Here is a 14,008-nt window from a genome sequence, read left to right on the forward strand (position 1 = left end):
CATTCTGGTCAGTCCGAATTCACCCGGCGGGCCGTCACCAGCAGGTACTCCCAGTCCATCGCCCCACCGCCGAGGTCGTGGCGGCGGGCCAGCTCCACCAGCTCCCGGTCGAGGTCCGCGACCTTCTGCGGGTCCTGGGCGTTGAAGGCGAACGTGGCGATCGTCGGGCCGTACGTGGCCTTGAAGAAGTCGCGGAACGCCTCCGGCGTGTCGAAGCGGGTGACCCGCAACATCCGCCGCGTCGCCGTGACCTCGGTGACCCGGTCACCGAGCAGCGCCCGCACATGCGCCTCGTCGCCCCACAGCGGCGGCGGCTGCGCGCCGGGTGGCGGCGGGGCGGCGAACGGCTTCATGGCGGCGAACATCTGGCCGATGAAGCCGGCCGGGGTCCAGCTGATCAGGCCGATCGTGCCGCCCGGCCGGCAGACCCGCACCAGCTCGTCGGCCGTCGCCTGGTGGTGCGGGGCGAACATGGCGCCCACGCAGGACATCACCACGTCGAACTGACCGCCCGCGAACGGCAGCGCCTCGGCGTCGGCCACCCGCCACTCGAGCGCGGCACCCGCCTGCTCGGCCGCGCGCCGGCCGACGTCGAGCAGTTCGGGGGTCAGGTCGCTCGCCACCACCTCGGCGCCGGCGAGGGCGGCCGGGACGGCCGCGTTGCCGGACCCGGCCGCTACGTCGAGCACCTGGTCGCCGGGCTTGACCCCACACGCGGAGACCAGCGCGGGACCCAGTTCCGCGATGACCTCGGTCGCCACCGCCGGGTAGTCGCCGAGTGCCCACATCGCGCGGTGCTTTGCCTTGAGTTCCCGGTCCGCGTCGGCCGGGTTCGTCGTTGTCGTCATAATCAAAAACTAGAAACGGCGCAGTGTCGCGACTAGTACACGATGTGTACCGGGCGACGGAGGCGCGCCTACGCTGCCTCCATGGGCGCTTCCTACCACCATTTCTGCCCCGTCGCGAAGGCCATGGAGCTGCTCGACGAGCGGTGGACGTTGCTGCTGGTCCGCGAGCTGACCCAGGGCAGCCAGCGCTTCAACGACCTGCGTCGGGGCCTGCCGCGCATGTCGCCCGCGCTGCTGTCGAAGCGGCTGACCCAGTTGGCCGGCGCCGGTCTTGTCGAGAAGCGGACGGTCGACGGCGAGGCCCGGTACGCGCTGACCCTGGCCGGGCAGGAGCTGCGACCGGTCGTGGAGGCGATCGGCAGGTGGGGCATCCGGTGGATCGGCGAGCTGGGCGACGCCGACCTGGATCCCAAGCTGCTCATGTGGGACATGCACCGCAACGTCGCGCACGAGTCGCTGCCGGACGGCCGGTCGGTCCTGCAGTTCCGGTTCGACGACGTGCCGGCCGGCCTGCGTGACTGGTGGCTGGTGCTGACGGCGCGGGAGGCCGACGTCTGCGACACCGACCCCGGTTTCCCCGTCTCCGTCACGGTGAACACGAGCCTGCGGCGGATGACCGAGATCTGGCGCGGAGACGTCAGCTGGACCGACGCGCTGCGCAGCCGCACCCTGTCCCTCCAGGGCCCGACCGAGCTGCGCCGGCGGGTGCCCGACTGGTTCACCCAGGGCCCGTTCGCCGCCGTGCCGCGCGCGTACTCCTTGGCGGCGGTGCAGCCGGGGGAACGAGGCGGGTCGTAGGCTTGCTCGCGTGGCGAAATACCTCGACGTGCATCCGGACAACCCGCAGCCGCGCCGCATCCGGGAGGCCGTGGACATCATCCGGGGCGGCGGGGTCGTCGCGTACCCCACGGACTCCTCCTACGCGCTGGGGTGCCGCATCGGCGACCGGGACGCCGTGGAGCGGATCCGCGAGGTGCGCCGGCTCGACGACCGGCACCACTTCGCGCTCGTCTGCCGCGACTTCTCCCAGCTCGGCCAGTTCGTGCAGCTGAGCAACTCGGTGTTCCGGCTCGTCAAGGCCCACATTCCGGGGCCGTACACGTTCATCCTGCCGGCCAGCAAGGACGTGCCGCGCCGGTTGCTGCACCCCAAGAAGCGCACCGTCGGGGCGCGCGTGCCCGACCACCGGGTCACCCAGGCGCTGCTCGACGAGCTGGGTGAGCCGCTGCTGTCGAGCACCCTCCTGCTGCCCGGCGACGAGGAGCCGCTGACCCAGGGCTGGGAGATCAAGGAACGCCTCGACCACGCCATCGACGCGGTCATCGACGCCGGCGAGGGCGGCAAGGAGCCGTCCACGGTCGTGGATCTCTCCGGCGACGAGCCCGAGGTCCTGCGGCGCGGCGCCGGCGACCCGACCCCGTTCGAATAACGCAACTTTCGTCCTGGGCCTGGCCGCGCGCCAGGTGTTCGCCCTGCTGAGCCGGCTTTGCTCGGCCGGTAGGCGCCTGCTCGTGCGCTGTGCGGGGCGCTCGGTCGCGTCGCCCGCCATTATTTCGGTGGATGTTTCGACGAACGGTCACCGCGGCTCGCGGCGTGCCTGCTGGCGGCCGGTGACCGGCGAGGAAGGCGGCACCATGAAATGGTGGAGTAAGAGGCGGCGTGTCACGGCCGCGGTCGTGGGCGCCGGCAGCCTGGCGGTGGTGGGCGCGGTCGTCCTGCCCATGTCGCAGGCGTCCGCCGCGACCGGATGCCGCGTGACCTACGCGGTGACGAATCAGTGGCCCGGCGGGTTCGGCGCGAACGTGGACATCACGAACCTGGGCGACCCGCTCACGAGCTGGACCCTGACCTGGACCTACGGCGCGGGGCAGACCATCACCCAGCTGTGGAACGGCACCCACACCCAGTCGGGCGGCCAGGTCACCGTCCGCAACGCCAGCTACAACGGCTCCGTGCCGACCAACGGCACGGCGTCGTTCGGCTTCAACGGCTCCTGGACCAGCTCCAACCCCGTACCCACGAACTTCGCCGTCAACGGCGTGGCCTGCAACGGCCCGGTGACCGGCGGCCCGACCTCGGGCGCGCCGACCTCCTCGGTCGTCACGTCGCGCCCGCCGACCTCGTCGGTGGTCACCTCGCGTCCGCCGACCTCGTCGGTCGTCACGTCGCGCCCGCCGGTCACGTCGAACCCGCCCGGCAACACGCCCGTGGCCCGGTACGGGCAGCTGCGCGTCTGCGGCACCACGATGTGTGACCAGTCCGGCAACCGGGTCCAGCTGCGCGGCATCAGCAGCATGTGGCTCAACTGGGAGACCCAGCCGTACGCCGAGAACCTGTCCGCGCTGCTGTGGATGCGTGACAACTGGAACCTGCAGGTCATCCGCGCGGCCATGGGTGTCGAGCCGGCCGGCGCCTACCTGAGCGACCCGAACCGGGCGCGCTCGCAGGTCGAGACGATCATCAACAACGCGGTCACCGCGGGCGTGTACGTGATCGTCGACTACCACGCCCACGAGGCGCAGAACAACACGCAGGCCGCGGTCAACTTCTTCAGCGACCTGGCCCGCCGGTACGGTCACCTGCCCAACGTCATCTGGGAGCCGTACAACGAGCCGCTCCAGGTCAGCTGGACCGGCGTGCTCAAGCCGTACCATCAGGCGGTCATCAACGGCATCCGCGCGACCGACCCGGACAACATCATCGTGCTGGGCACCCCGACGTGGTCGCAGGACGTCGACGTCGCGGCGCAGAGCCCGGTGTCGGGCACCAACCTGATGTACACGCTGCACTTCTACTCGTGCACGCACACCCAGTTCCTGCGCGACAAGGCCAACACCGCGATCCGCGCCGGCCTGCCGCTGTTCGTCACGGAGTGGGGCGCGAGCCACGCCGACGGCGGTCTCGACGGCCGCATCTGCGACGCCGAGGCGCAGACCTGGGTCGACTGGATGAAGAGCAACGGCATCTCCTGGACGGCGTGGAAGCTCGACGTCGGCACGGACACGACCAACCTGCTCGCCAACGGCGCGCCCGTGACCGGCGGATGGACGAACTACCTGCGCGGCCACGGCCCGTTCGTGATCGCCAACATGCGCTGACCGCGTCAACCCGCCGGGGGTGGTGGAGAGACCCTTATCCGCCACCACCCCCGGCGGTTTCGCGCGGGCGGCGCAAACCCGCCCGCCAGCCGGACTCGATCGTGCGGCGGGTCTCCTGGGGCGACAGGCCCGTGGCCAGCGCCGCCTCCGTGAGCCGCGTCCACACCGTGGCCGGGTCCAGCTCGCCGACGGCGGCGAGCTGGCCGAGGCGGAACGCCGCCGCGTTGAGGGCGCTGTTGCGTCCGCCGGGGGTACGCCGGCCGCCCTTCCAGCCGGGGCGGGGAGCGCGAAGGACCCGGTCCACCTCGCCGTCGACGGCCGCCTGCGCGTACCGCCGTGGGTCCGACAGCGGCGCGGTGGTGACCGGTTCGAGCCGGGCCGGCGGTGCGACCAGGCGCAGCAGCTCGGGCGGGCAGGACGGCAGCGGGCGGTCGTCCCACGGGCGGGCGAAGGCGTACCGGCGGCCGCTGGGGTGCCGCGACGGTGGCGCGACGATGCTGCCGCCCTTGCCGCGCCAGTCGACGCCCGGCACCAGGCCGGTGCGGTTGCCGTGGCCGGTGGGCGCGAACCACAGGTGCCAGCCGTGGCCCGAGCGGACGGTCGGCCCGGTCGTGGTGATGAGGCGGCGCACGGCCGACAGGCCGTCCTCGGTGTCGAGGTCGCACACGTCCATCACCACCCCCGTGGCCAGGCCGATGTTCGCCAGCGGCCAGCGCCGCCACCACGCCCGGATCGCCCTCGGCTCGGTGGACGCGTCATGCACCCCGTGGCGCACCCTCGGGTGCTTGCCGGGGGAGGGACACCCGTCGTTCGCGCACGAGCAGCCGCCCGGGCCGGCGGGGGTGTGCAACGGAAACACGGGCACGCCCCGGCGGGCGTAGCGCAGCGCGGCGTCGAGCAGACTGTCCACGCGCCCCACCACCCACCGGTCGTCCCGTGCCTCCAGTGTGCCGCCGGGGTGCGACGGTTCGCCGGCCTCAGTCCCAGCTATCGATCTTGACGTCGTGTGGATGGGACGCGCCCCTGCCGGTCTCGGCCAGGGCCTTGAGGCTCATCAGATACACCGCCCACTTCGTACTGCAGTGGTGCATGAACTCGACGGGCTCCCGCCACCCGAGGTGGCTGAACAGGACGGTCGTGTGGTCGCCGTCCCGGCGCAGCCGCCAGTCGATGGTCGTGCCGATCCACTCCTCGGGGCCGTCGACGACCTTCCACAGGACGTGCTTGCCGGGATCCGATTCGACGACCCGCATGTCGAACCCGCCGGCGGCGAACCGGAACGCGACGACCTCGCCGACGTCCGTGCCGCCGGTGGTGTCCTCGGTCCACCATCTGGCGAGCCCGTCGATCGTGGTGAGGGCGTCGTAGACCGTGTCCGGGGTCGACGCGATGCCGACCTTGTGCAGGATGTCCACCATGGCTGTGCCTTCCTTCCGTGTCGTCAGGTGCTGCGGCCGCGCTCGATGGCCTCGGCGATCCGCTTGATGCGCCGCAGGCGCGCGTCCCAGGCCGCGCCGACAGCCGACAGCTGGGCGACCGCCCGGGCCAGTTGTGCGTCGTCGACCCGGTAGTGCCGCTCGCGGCCCGCGGGAGTCGCCTGGACCAGGCCGACGCGTTCGAGGACGGTGAGGTGCTTGGCGACGGCCTGCCGGGTGACCGGCAGGTGCTCGCTCAGGCTGGTCGCCGTACCCACGCCGGTGGCGAGCAGCAGGTCGAGCATGCGGCGGCGGGTCGGGTCGCCCACGGCCGACCAGAGATCCTCGTCGACCGCGACGCTCATCGGGGTGCGACCGTCGGGGCGTACGCGGCCAGGCGGGGCAGGAACATCTCCCACCCGACGACGTGCTCCTTGTACGCCTGCTCCAGGACCGCGATCTCCCAGCCCTTCTCCCGGAAGCCGGTCTCGGTGAGCCGCAGCAGGGTGCCGGCCCCGTCGGCCTCGATGTCGAACGTGACCAGCAGCGAGTTGTCCGGCGAGGCCGGCTCGCCGGCCGTGGTCACCCACCGGAAGGAGAACCGGCGGGGCGGGTCGACGTCCACGACGGTGATCGCCTCGACCTGCGCCCGGTCGCCCCAGATCAGCTCGCCCACCGCGCCGGGCGCCGGGTCCAGGTGGGCGTCGTCCGACCACCACTCGCGCAGGTGTTCCGGCCGGCTGACGACCTCGAACACCACCTCCGGTGGGGCGTCGATGTGGATCTGGCGCGCCAGCGTTCCGTATTCCATGGTCAACTCGCTTTCTGCAACCTTTGGTTGCGGTTGACACTAGTACGGGCGGCCGCAACGCGCAACCGGAAGTTGCGTCTAGGGCTCGCGCGCCCGGCCCACCACCACGGCGGCCGCCACGCTCCACGCGATGAGCAGCGCCAGCAGCAGCCGCTCGACCGTCCCCGTGAACACCGACCGGCCGAGGAAGGCCAGGCCGTAGACCGTCGCCAGGCCGAGGAGGACCACCGGGCCGATCGCCACCCTGGCCACCCGCCGGAGCGCGCCCCCGGTCGGGCGCAACGCGAGCAGCAGCACGCCCAGTGCGCACAGGCCGGCCCCCGCGACGCTCGCCCCCGCGTGCACGAGGTCCTGGGCGGTCGGCGTCTCGTACGGCGGCAGGGGACACCCGGGACTGCACGGCACCACGGCCGAGGCGCCCGCCAGCAGGCCGCCGAGGGCGAGGGCGAGGGCGGGCACCCCGGCGAGCGGGCGCAGCATTCCGGCGAGCAGCACCACCCCGACGCCGACGCCGATAAGCCCCAGGCGGTACGCGGTGCGGAACGGCCGTCCGGGCACGCCGACCTCGCTGACGAACCCGGCGTACCAGACGCCCTGGTCGGCGAGCACCGCGCCGATGAAGAGCACCCCGCCGGCGGCCGCGAGGCCGGCGGCGACGCCGGCGAGCAGGCGGCGGGAGATCATGATCGAGCCTACCCCGGCGTCGCGCGCGCTCAACCAGGCCCCGGTTCGACGTCGAAGTCCGCGACCACGGGGTAGTGGTCGGACGCGTTGGTGTCCAACGTGTGGCAGGTCCGGGCCCGAGCGGCGAGTTCCTCGGTCGCGAGCACGTAGTCCAGCCGCATCCGCGAGAACTCCGCGCCCCAGGGGCCCTCGGTCGGGGCCGTGTACGGCCGTCCGACCGAGCCCGTGCGCCGGAACACGTCGACGAAGCCCGCCCCGACCAGAGCGGCGATCGCGCGGGTGTCGACCGTGCCGTCGCGGCGCAGGTGCCTGCCCCGGTAACGGTGGCGCAGGTCGGCCAGGCGCCGCGCGTGGTCGTCCCACGGGTCGAGCGAGTTGAGGTCGCCCAGCAGGAGCGCGGGCCGGCGCCGGCCGGCGTACGCGGCGAGCCAGCGCGCCTCCCGCAGCCGTCGCCGGCCGCTGAGCGGGTGCAGGTGCGCGGCCAGGACGGTCAGCGGACCGAGGCTGGTGTCGATCGTCAGGACGGGCGCGCCGTGGTGGAACGGCCGCCGCACGCGACCACCGTGGCGGATCGTCACCGCGTCGCGGACGAGGATGCCGACCGGCTGGCCGAACCAGGACGTCGACATGCGCCCGCGCATGCCCAGGTCCGCGCCGAACCCGGCGAACCGGCGGGCCGTCATCGCGCCGAGTTCCTGTAGGGCCAGCACGTCCGGGCGCGCATCCGTGATGACCGACATGATCGCGGGCAGCCGGTCCGGCCGGCCGCCACGCAGCAGGTTGTAGGTCATCACGCGCAGCGCCACGGACACGTTCATGCCCGGTCGGGCGCCGCCGTACGCGCGGAGGGAGCACGCGTACGGCGGCCGGTCCGGTCAGGCGGTGTACGGCCCCCGCCAGACGTAGGCGTAGCTGTTCTTCCAGATCACCCAGAACGTGACGACGGGGTTGGACGTCGTGCCGACGAAGGCGGCGCTACAGCCGGACGTGGCGCCGTTGGCGTCGTCGATGTATCCGGTGGCCTCGTTCTTGAGCCGGTAGAACGTGCGGAACCCGTAGCCGTCGGCGTACGTGTCGCACGCGTACACGCGGGTGTGGTTGTTGGTCACGCCGCCGTACCCGCAGCGTGCCGAGCCGCTGCCGCACGTGTTCACCGCGGCGGACGTGTCGTGCGCTGACGCGCTCTGCGCGCCCACGAACGGCAGGCCGAGGACGATGGTGAGGCTGAGCAGCACCGTGACCGTGCGTCGAACCATGATTACCTCCCCAGTGTGACGAGCGAACCACGAAGTGTAGTTGGTCACATTGAGCAGCATCAATATGTGTCAGTACCTGTAATGATCGGTCTTGTACGGTCCGTCCACGTCGACGCCCAGGTACTCCGCCTGCTTCTTGGTGAGCGTCGTGAGCCGGGCGCCGAGCGCGTCCAGGTGCAGGCGCGCCACCTTCTCGTCGAGGTGCTTGGGCAGCGTGTACACCTTCCGCTCGTACTGGCCGGGCTTCGTGTACAGCTCGATCTGCGCCATGGTCTGGTTCGTGAACGAGTTCGACATGACGAAGCTCGGGTGACCGGTCGCGTTGCCGAGGTTCAGCAGGCGGCCCTCCGAGAGCACGATGACCGCGTGCCCGTCCGGGAACAGCCACTCGTGCACCTGCGGCTTGACCTCTGTTTTCACGATGCCGGGCACCCGGGCGAGCCCGGCCATGTCCACCTCGTTGTCGAAGTGCCCGATGTTGCCCACGATCGCGTTGTGCTTCATCCGCGCCATGTCGGCGGCCATGATGATGTCCCGCCCGCCGGTGGTGGTGACGAAGATGTCCGCGCTCTCGACCACATCCGACAGGTGGACCACGGCAAGCCCGTCCATCGCCGCCTGCAGGGCGCAGATCGGGTCGATCTCGGTGACGACCACGCGGGCGCCCTGCCCGCGCAGCGCCTCCACGGCGCCCTTGCCCACGTCGCCGTACCCGCACACGACCGCCAGCTTGCCGCCCAGCATCACGTCCGTGGCCCGGTTGAGCCCGTCCACGAGCGAGTGGCGGATGCCGTACTTGTTGTCGAACTTCGACTTCGTCACCGCGTCGTTGACATTGATCGCGGGGAACAGCAGGGCCCCGTCGCGGGCCAGCCTGTACAGCCGGGCGACGCCGGCGGTGGTCTCCTCGGTCACGCCGCGCATTTCGGCCGCGACGCGGGTGAACCGGCCGGCGTCGGTCGCGAGGCTGTCGGCCAGCGTCCGCAGGATCAGCTGGTACTCCTCGTGGTCGTCCTCGGCCGGCGCCGGGACCGCGCCCGCCCGCTCGAACTCCACACCCTTGTGGATCAGCAGCGTGGCGTCGCCGCCGTCGTCGACCAGCGTGTTCGGGCCGGCGCCGCCGCCGAAGTCGAACAGCTGCATGGTCGCCCACCAGTACTCGGCGAGGGTCTCGCCCTTCCAGGCGAACACCGGCGTGCCGGACGGCGCGTCGACCGTGCCGTGTGGACCGACGACGACCGCGGCGGCCGCCTCGTCCTGGGTGGAGAAGATGTTGCAGGACACCCAGCGCACCTGCGCGCCGAGTGCGACGAGGGTCTCGATGAGGACGGCGGTCTGCACGGTCATGTGCAGCGAACCGGCGACGCGCGCCCCGCGCAGGGGCTGGGCCTGCGCGTACTCCCGGCGGATCGCCATGAGGCCCGGCATCTCGTGCTCGGCGAGGCGGATCTGCGCCCGCCCGGCGGCGGCCAGCGACAGGTCGGCCACCGCGAACTCGACGTTGTTGATCTTTGAAACCTGGGCAGACATAAGAAGAGGGCTCCTCCCTCGACAGGAGGCGCCCTTCGGTAGGTCCCAGGCCGAGCGTGGCGGACCGATGTCCGTCGCAGCGCCTCTCGGCCTGACCCGCGCCGCGTCGTCGGCGCCCGTCCACGGTATATGAGCTGCCATAATGATCGCCACTGGGTAGCTTGGGCGAAATGGAACCCGTCACCGAGGAACAGATCCGTGCCGCGATGGTCAACTGCTCGCGTGGCGAGGCCGCCGACATGACCCTGCCCGATCTCAAAAAGATCAACTGGGCGGAGACGGACTATTTCGGCTGGCGTGACCCGCGCTCGCGGCTGCGTGGCTTCCTGGTGCACTGGCGCGACGACCGGCTGGTCGGCGTCGTGCTGCGCGCGCCCGACTCGGGCGTCCGGCGCCCGGCGGCGATGTGCCTGCTGTGCGAGTCCGTCCGGCAGTCCAACGAGATCGCGCTGTTCACCGCCCGCAAGGCCGGCGCGTCCGGCCGCAAGGGCGACAGCGTCGGCACGTACATCTGCGCGGACCTCGACTGTTCCCGGCAGGTGCGGGCCACGCCGCCCGGCCGCGCGGCGCCGGACGAGGCCGTGGTCATCCTCAGGTCCGCGGCGCTCCTGACCAAGGTGTACGCCTTCACGGCCGCCGTCCTGGACGGGGCCTAAGGTACGTGCGTGATCATTCTGCTGCACACGTCGAAGACGATGCGCGACGCGCCGCCCGCCGACGGGTGGTCGTCGACCGGGCGACTCGGCACGCCGGCGCTCGTGACGCGGGCGGCCGAGCTCGTCGCCGCGGTGCGTGACCTGACGCCCGACCAGATCGCGTCCGCGATGAAGGTCTCCCTGCCCCTGGCCGGGAAGACCCACGACACGTTCGCCGCGTGGACCACCGACCCGGACCGGCTCATGCCGGCGGCCGAGAGCTTCCTCGGCGACATCTACAGTGGCCTGCGGGTCGCCTCCTGGTCGGCCGCCGACCGCCGCTACGCCACCGCCCACCTGCGCATCCTGTCCGGCCTCTACGGCGTGCTGCGCCCGTTCGACGGCATCAGCCCGTACCGGCTGGAGATGGGCTACAGGCTGCCGGTCATCGGCAGCCTGTACTCCTTCTGGGGGTCGGCCGTCGCCGCCGAGCTGCCGTCCCGGGGCCCGATCGTCAACCTCGCCGCCAACGAGTACAGCAAGGTGGTCCTGCCGTTCGTCGACGCGGCCCGGGTGGTGACGCCGCGGTTCCTCACCGTGGAGCCGGCGTCCGGGGAGCCGAAGTTCGTCGCGGTGCACGCGAAGATCGCGCGCGGGGCGTTCGCGCGCTGGCTGGTCATGTCGGGCGGGTCCGCGTCGGTGGGCGACTTCGCCGAGCTGGGCTACCGCCTCGACCCTGATCGCGGCACGGACCGCGAACCGTGCTTCGTGTGCACGGAGTTCGCCGGCAAGGGCCTCAGCGTCCGCCTCACCTGACCTCACCGGGGTTATGGATCGGTTGACCGGTATGACGACACTTTCCATCCATAACCAGGGGGTATCAGGGTGACCGGAGTGTGCAGCGGGCGCGACGCCGAACTCGTCCGGTCGCTGGGCGCCGATGAGGTGATCGACCGCACCACCGTTGACTTCGCGCGCGGGGGGCAGACGTACGACGTCATCTTCGACACGGATCGACCGCCGCTACCCGCTGGAGCGCATCGTCGAGGCGCATGAGCACGTCGACACGGGACGCAAGGTCGGCAACGTCGTCATCACGCTGGATCCGTGAGCCGGGGCTCGCTGGTCACGACCGCGTTCCCGGACGACGGCGCCGGGTCGCTCGTCGATCCGGCGCCGGCATCCGCCGCCCGGGCGAGGAACAGGTCTCGCTCCCGGGCGTTGTGGGTCAGGGCGGCGGCGTGCGCGAACGCCTCGCGCGCCTCGGCCACCCGGCCCAGCTTCTCCAGCAGGTCCCCGCGCACGGCCGGCAGCAGGGCGTACCCGGGCAGCTCCAGGCCCTCCACGATCGCCAACGCCGCCGCCGGGCCGTGTGCGTGACCGACGGCCACCGCCCGGTTGAGTTCCACGACCGGCGACGGCGACACCACGGCCAGCACCCCGTAGAGGCCCGCGATCCGGGCCCAGTCCGTGTCCTGCGGCGACGCGGCCCGCGCGTGACACGCGGCGATGGCCGCCTGCAGCGCGTACGGGCCGAGGGTCGCCCCCGCGCGGTCGAGCGCGGCCAGCCCGCGGCGGATCAGCAACCGGTCCCAGCGGCGCCGGTCCTGGTCCTGCAACAGGATCGGGGCGCCGCCGGGCCCGATGCGCGCCGGCAGGCGGGACGCCTGCAGCTCCATGAGCGCCACCAGGCCGTGCACCTCGGGTTCGGCCGGGGCCAGGCCGGCCAGCACCCGGCCCAGGCGCATGGCCTCGACGCACAACGCCGGGCGGGTCCAGTCCTCGCCGGCCGTCGCGGCGTACCCCTCATTGAAGATGAGATAGACGACCTCGAGCACGGACGCGAGGCGCTCGGACGCCTGGGCGGGCGGCGGTAGTTCGATCGGGACCCGGCGCTCGGCCAGGGTCCGCTTCGCGCGCAGGATGCGCTGGCTGACGGTCGCCTCGCTGACCAGGTACGCGCGGGCGATCTCCGCGGTGCTCAGCCCGCCCAGCAGCCGCAGGGTGAGCGCCACCCGCGACGGCACGGGCAACACCGGGTGGCACGTGGTGAAGATGAGCCGCAGCATGTCGTCGCCGACGTAGTCGTCCAGTTCGGCCGCCAGGTCGCGGTCCTCCACCTCGGATACCGACCGGCCCACCTCGGCGAGCTTGGCGGCGTAGGCGGACCGGCGCCGCAGCAGGTCGACCGCCTTGTGCTTGGCGGTCGCCGTGAGCCACGACGCCGGATGCGCCGGCACGCCGGTCACCGGCCACTGTTCGAGGGCGATGACCAGCGTGTCCTGGGCGAGTTCCTCCGCCAGGCCCACGTCGCGGACGAGGCGGGCCAGCGTGGCGACGATCCGGGGGTACTCCATGCGCCAGACCGTCTCCAGCGCCGCGCGGGGGTCGGGTGTCGTCATGGTGGTTAGAAGACCTTGAGGACCTCGGTCTCGCCCACCCAGCCGGGCCACAGATCCCGGTGCAGGGCCAGGAACCGCGAGGCCCATTCGACGGCCTCCTCCTTGGAGCGGACCTCGTAGAGGGCGTAGCTGATGGTCTCCTTGGCCTCGGCGAACGGGCCGTCGGTGACGCTCAGCGCCCCGCCGTGCAACGCTACCCGGGCGCCGTTCGCGCTGGGCTCCAGGCCGGCCGTGTCGAGCAGCGCGCCGGACGCGGCGGCCTCGGCGCCGAGATTCATGATCGCCTCCATCAGCTCGGCGGGCGGCGGGCCGGCGGGCCGCTCGGACTTGAGAAGCAGCAGGTAGCGCATGTTTCAGGCTCCTTCGGTGCGGTAGTGGACGGTGCAGACGACGGCCAGCCACGTCCAGGCGAGAACGACGGCGGCCAGGAACGCGAGAGTGGTAGGGCCATGCGAACCGCTCGCGATGCCCGCGAACGCGGCCAGGAACACGATCCCGGTCGCACGGGAGAACCACGCCAGACCCGGGCTACCCGCCCGTGCGAAGCGGCGGCCGAGCACCAGGCAGGCGGCGATCAGGCAGAGAAAGCCCACGCCGCCGATCATGAAGTGGAGCATGCCATTCAAGGTCACGTTTCCGATCTGCGGGGTGCCGGCCGGGAAGCCCTGCGCGGGGTCCGCCCGGAAGATCCCGGCGCCTATCAGGCTCACGCCGTAGCCGCCGATCAGCCAGGGCGCGGCGGAACGGCCGATGGCCCGGCGCAGCCCGACGGCGGCGGCGATCGTCATCAGGCCGGCCAGGATGAAGTTCGCGACCTGGACCCAGCCGAACGGGCCGTTCGCGAGCAGGCTCCAGGCGTGCTTGTCGAGCGAGAAGCCGTCGCGGGTGAGCGCCTGAGCGAGGCCCACCACGACGTAGAACCCTCCAGCGAGGACGCCGTAGCCGAGCAACGACCGCGTGACGCGGGCGGCGGGGGTGCAGGTGGTCGACATGGTGACAACTCCTTGGTGTTCGAGGTCTCTACCGACTCCTCGAACGGCCCGCCGCCGATCCGACAAAGCCTTTCAAGATTTTTTGGGTACGCCCTACCGCGTGATCGTCGTGCGTCTAGGGTCGAGGTGACGGGCTAGGGGGAAGCCATGAGTCGCAACCAGTTCGGATTCGTCGTGGGATTCGCCGTTGTCGCCCTGTGGGCGGCGGCCGGGTTCCTCGTCATGGTGGCCGCCGTTTTCGCCGGTCTGATCGGTCTCGCCGTCGCGATGGTTCTGGCAGGCGAGCTCGACATGGGCGAGTGGGCGCACAAGTTGTCGATCCGGCAACGGTGACGAG

Annotated in this window: 19 protein-coding genes and 1 riboswitch; of the genes, 7 read left to right on the forward strand and 12 right to left on the reverse strand. The window is 71.8% G+C overall.

Features of this window, described 5'->3' with window-relative positions; genetic code table 11:
• Positions 1–8 precede the first annotated feature (8 nt).
• Positions 9–848: a class I SAM-dependent methyltransferase gene (locus ABD191_RS05590; protein WP_344077543.1), complete on the reverse strand. Its 840-nt coding sequence runs from the start codon at positions 846–848 to the stop codon at positions 9–11.
• A gap of 81 nt (positions 849–929) precedes the next feature.
• On the opposite strand from ABD191_RS05590, the gene ABD191_RS05595 reads away from it, so the two are divergent.
• The 3 genes from ABD191_RS05595 (at position 930) to ABD191_RS05605 (ending at position 3,946) form a co-directional block, all read left to right on the forward strand.
• Positions 930–1,646: a winged helix-turn-helix transcriptional regulator gene (locus ABD191_RS05595; protein WP_344077545.1), complete on the forward strand. Its 717-nt coding sequence runs from the start codon at positions 930–932 to the stop codon at positions 1,644–1,646.
• A gap of 10 nt (positions 1,647–1,656) precedes the next feature.
• Positions 1,657–2,277: an L-threonylcarbamoyladenylate synthase gene (locus tag ABD191_RS05600; protein ID WP_344077547.1), complete on the forward strand. Its 621-nt coding sequence runs from the start codon at positions 1,657–1,659 to the stop codon at positions 2,275–2,277.
• A gap of 205 nt (positions 2,278–2,482) precedes the next feature.
• Positions 2,483–3,946, forward strand: coding sequence for a cellulase family glycosylhydrolase (locus ABD191_RS05605; RefSeq protein ID WP_344077550.1), 1,464 nt, complete (start codon positions 2,483–2,485; stop codon positions 3,944–3,946).
• Between the two features lie 34 nt (positions 3,947–3,980).
• Here the strand turns inward: ABD191_RS05605 and ABD191_RS05610 are convergent, their stop codons facing one another.
• From ABD191_RS05610 to ahcY, 8 genes are all read right to left on the reverse strand, one after another.
• Positions 3,981–4,856, reverse strand: coding sequence for a bifunctional DNA primase/polymerase (locus tag ABD191_RS05610; protein WP_344077552.1), 876 nt, complete (start codon positions 4,854–4,856; stop codon positions 3,981–3,983).
• A gap of 67 nt (positions 4,857–4,923) precedes the next feature.
• Positions 4,924–5,364 carry an SRPBCC family protein gene (locus ABD191_RS05615; protein ID WP_344077554.1) on the reverse strand — a complete coding sequence of 147 codons (441 nt, stop codon included), beginning with the start codon at positions 5,362–5,364 and terminating at the stop codon, positions 4,924–4,926.
• Positions 5,365–5,387: 23 nt separating this feature from the next.
• Positions 5,388–5,726, reverse strand: coding sequence for an ArsR/SmtB family transcription factor (locus tag ABD191_RS05620; protein ID WP_344077556.1), 339 nt, complete (start codon positions 5,724–5,726; stop codon positions 5,388–5,390).
• Positions 5,723–6,172: an SRPBCC family protein gene (locus ABD191_RS05625; protein ID WP_344077558.1), complete on the reverse strand. Its 450-nt coding sequence runs from the start codon at positions 6,170–6,172 to the stop codon at positions 5,723–5,725. The genes ABD191_RS05620 and ABD191_RS05625 overlap by 4 nt, the downstream gene beginning before the upstream one ends.
• A 78-nt stretch (positions 6,173–6,250) precedes the next feature.
• Positions 6,251–6,856, reverse strand: a complete 606-nt coding sequence (locus tag ABD191_RS05630) for a DUF998 domain-containing protein (protein WP_344077560.1) — start codon at positions 6,854–6,856, stop codon at positions 6,251–6,253.
• Positions 6,857–6,885: 29 nt separating this feature from the next.
• Positions 6,886–7,674 carry an endonuclease/exonuclease/phosphatase family protein gene (locus ABD191_RS05635; RefSeq protein WP_344077562.1) on the reverse strand — a complete coding sequence of 263 codons (789 nt, stop codon included), beginning with the start codon at positions 7,672–7,674 and terminating at the stop codon, positions 6,886–6,888.
• A gap of 57 nt (positions 7,675–7,731) precedes the next feature.
• Positions 7,732–8,112 (reverse strand): hypothetical protein, encoded by a 381-nt coding sequence (locus ABD191_RS05640; RefSeq protein ID WP_344077564.1) that lies wholly within the window; start codon positions 8,110–8,112, stop codon positions 7,732–7,734.
• Positions 8,113–8,181: 69 nt separating this feature from the next.
• Entirely contained in the window at positions 8,182–9,642 is a 1,461-nt protein-coding gene (gene ahcY, locus ABD191_RS05645; protein WP_344077567.1) for an adenosylhomocysteinase, read from the reverse strand.
• A 19-nt stretch (positions 9,643–9,661) separates the two neighbouring features.
• Positions 9,662–9,736: riboswitch (S-adenosyl-L-homocysteine riboswitch) on the reverse strand.
• A gap of 76 nt (positions 9,737–9,812) precedes the next feature.
• On the opposite strand from ahcY, the gene ABD191_RS05650 reads away from it, so the two are divergent.
• The 3 genes from ABD191_RS05650 (at position 9,813) to ABD191_RS05660 (ending at position 11,388) form a co-directional block, all read left to right on the forward strand.
• Positions 9,813–10,298, forward strand: a complete 486-nt coding sequence (locus ABD191_RS05650) for an FBP domain-containing protein (protein WP_344077569.1) — start codon at positions 9,813–9,815, stop codon at positions 10,296–10,298.
• 9 nt (positions 10,299–10,307) lie between these two features.
• Complete coding sequence (locus ABD191_RS05655; RefSeq protein WP_344077571.1) at positions 10,308–11,093, forward strand: YaaA family protein; 786 nt, start codon at positions 10,308–10,310, stop codon at positions 11,091–11,093.
• 148 nt (positions 11,094–11,241) lie between these two features.
• Positions 11,242–11,388, forward strand: coding sequence for a zinc-binding dehydrogenase (locus ABD191_RS05660; protein WP_425560656.1), 147 nt, complete (start codon positions 11,242–11,244; stop codon positions 11,386–11,388).
• On the opposite strand, the gene ABD191_RS05665 is transcribed toward ABD191_RS05660, so the two are convergent.
• Genes ABD191_RS05665 through ABD191_RS05675 form a run of 3 tightly spaced genes read right to left on the reverse strand, consistent with a single transcriptional unit; the run spans position 11,372 to position 13,671 of the window.
• Positions 11,372–12,679: an RNA polymerase sigma factor gene (locus tag ABD191_RS05665; RefSeq protein ID WP_344077573.1), complete on the reverse strand. Its 1,308-nt coding sequence runs from the start codon at positions 12,677–12,679 to the stop codon at positions 11,372–11,374. The two genes, ABD191_RS05660 and ABD191_RS05665, sit on opposite strands and share 17 nt — an antisense overlap.
• A 5-nt stretch (positions 12,680–12,684) precedes the next feature.
• The gene (locus ABD191_RS05670) at positions 12,685–13,029 is read right to left on the reverse strand and encodes a YciI family protein (protein WP_344077576.1); all 345 of its coding nucleotides are present in this window, start codon (positions 13,027–13,029) and stop codon (positions 12,685–12,687) included.
• 3 nt (positions 13,030–13,032) lie between these two features.
• The gene (locus ABD191_RS05675) at positions 13,033–13,671 is read right to left on the reverse strand and encodes a DUF998 domain-containing protein (RefSeq protein ID WP_344077579.1); all 639 of its coding nucleotides are present in this window, start codon (positions 13,669–13,671) and stop codon (positions 13,033–13,035) included.
• Positions 13,672–13,818: 147 nt separating this feature from the next.
• Between ABD191_RS05675 and ABD191_RS05680 the strand changes: the two genes are divergently transcribed.
• Positions 13,819–14,004 (forward strand): hypothetical protein, encoded by a 186-nt coding sequence (locus tag ABD191_RS05680; protein ID WP_344077581.1) that lies wholly within the window; start codon positions 13,819–13,821, stop codon positions 14,002–14,004.
• The last annotated feature ends 4 nt before the right edge of the window (positions 14,005–14,008 follow it).

The sequence above is a fragment of the Luedemannella helvata genome (genome assembly GCF_039528415.1).
Lineage (GTDB): Bacteria > Actinomycetota > Actinomycetes > Mycobacteriales > Micromonosporaceae > Luedemannella > Luedemannella helvata.

Bases quoted from the DNA above. Each gene is read 5' to 3' on its own strand.
- ABD191_RS05625 (WP_344077558.1), bottom strand. From the start codon at position 6,172: ATGGAATACGGAACGCTGGCGCGCCAGATCCACATCGACGCCCCACCG.
- ABD191_RS05650 (WP_344077569.1), top strand. From the start codon at position 9,813: ATGGAACCCGTCACCGAGGAACAGATCCGTGCCGCGATGGTCAACTGC.
- ABD191_RS05670 (WP_344077576.1), bottom strand. From the start codon at position 13,029: ATGCGCTACCTGCTGCTTCTCAAGTCCGAGCGGCCCGCCGGCCCGCCG.
- ABD191_RS05590 (WP_344077543.1), bottom strand. From the start codon at position 848: ATGACGACAACGACGAACCCGGCCGACGCGGACCGGGAACTCAAGGCA.
- ABD191_RS05630 (WP_344077560.1), bottom strand. From the start codon at position 6,856: ATGATCTCCCGCCGCCTGCTCGCCGGCGTCGCCGCCGGCCTCGCGGCC.
- ahcY (WP_344077567.1), bottom strand. From the start codon at position 9,642: ATGTCTGCCCAGGTTTCAAAGATCAACAACGTCGAGTTCGCGGTGGCC.
- ABD191_RS05665 (WP_344077573.1), bottom strand. From the start codon at position 12,679: ATGACGACACCCGACCCCCGCGCGGCGCTGGAGACGGTCTGGCGCATG.
- ABD191_RS05615 (WP_344077554.1), bottom strand. From the start codon at position 5,364: ATGGTGGACATCCTGCACAAGGTCGGCATCGCGTCGACCCCGGACACG.
- ABD191_RS05595 (WP_344077545.1), top strand. From the start codon at position 930: ATGGGCGCTTCCTACCACCATTTCTGCCCCGTCGCGAAGGCCATGGAG.
- ABD191_RS05640 (WP_344077564.1), bottom strand. From the start codon at position 8,112: ATGGTTCGACGCACGGTCACGGTGCTGCTCAGCCTCACCATCGTCCTC.
- ABD191_RS05680 (WP_344077581.1), top strand. From the start codon at position 13,819: ATGAGTCGCAACCAGTTCGGATTCGTCGTGGGATTCGCCGTTGTCGCC.
- ABD191_RS05635 (WP_344077562.1), bottom strand. From the start codon at position 7,674: ATGAACGTGTCCGTGGCGCTGCGCGTGATGACCTACAACCTGCTGCGT.
- ABD191_RS05620 (WP_344077556.1), bottom strand. From the start codon at position 5,726: ATGAGCGTCGCGGTCGACGAGGATCTCTGGTCGGCCGTGGGCGACCCG.
- ABD191_RS05675 (WP_344077579.1), bottom strand. From the start codon at position 13,671: ATGTCGACCACCTGCACCCCCGCCGCCCGCGTCACGCGGTCGTTGCTC.
- ABD191_RS05605 (WP_344077550.1), top strand. From the start codon at position 2,483: ATGAAATGGTGGAGTAAGAGGCGGCGTGTCACGGCCGCGGTCGTGGGC.